At 66.6% G+C, this 713-nt stretch carries 1 protein-coding gene; it reads right to left on the bottom strand.

All coding sequences use genetic code 11. From position 1 onward, the window contains the following. The coding region (locus tag HU767_RS28530) for an AMP-binding protein (RefSeq protein WP_186731112.1) at window positions 1–713 on the bottom strand (713 nt) is incomplete at both ends.

Consider the following 713-nt stretch of genomic DNA (forward strand, 5'->3'; position numbering starts at 1 on the left):
GTCGTGACCCGTTCCTGCTGGATCAACTGGCTGAGGTAGGCCGGGTCGCGATGACCGTCCGGGCGGGCAACCACCAGGGTCGCGCCAGTGATCAGCGGCCAGAAGAACTCCCACACCGACACGTCGAAGCTGTACGGGGTTTTCTGCAAGACGCGGTCGTTCGGGCCAATCGGGAAGGCGTCCTGCATCCAGTGCAGGCGGTTCATCAAGGCGCCGTGTTCGTTCATCACGCCTTTGGGTTGGCCGGTGGAACCGGAGGTGTAGAGCACGTAGGCCAGGTGGTTGGCTTCGACGCTGATCGGTTCGAAGGCTTCAGCGTCTGGCAACGCATCCAGCGTCCAGGCCTGATGCCCGGCTGGCAGGCGCTGCATCCACTGGGCTTGGGTCAAGGTGACCTTGGCGTCGGCGTCCTCAATCAGGAACGCCAGGCGCGTGGCCGGCAACTCCGGATCCAGCGGCAGCCATGCGGCGCCGGCATGGACGATGCCGAGCAAGGCCACGACCATCTCCACCGAACGCTCCATGCACACCGGCACGATGCTGTCGCTGCCCACGCCGGCGGCGCGCAGGGCGCGGGCGACGGTTTGCGCCCGTTGGTCGAGTTCGGCATAGCTCAAACGCTGGCCTTCGAACACCAGCGCCGGGGCGTTGGGGCTCAGGGCCGCTTGCTGGCTCAGGGCGGTGTGCAGGTTGCTCGGGCCGCTGTAGTGACG

It is taken from the genome of Pseudomonas sp. SWRI179 (assembly GCF_014268705.1).
Classification (GTDB): Bacteria; Pseudomonadota; Gammaproteobacteria; order Pseudomonadales; family Pseudomonadaceae; genus Aquipseudomonas; species Aquipseudomonas zanjanensis.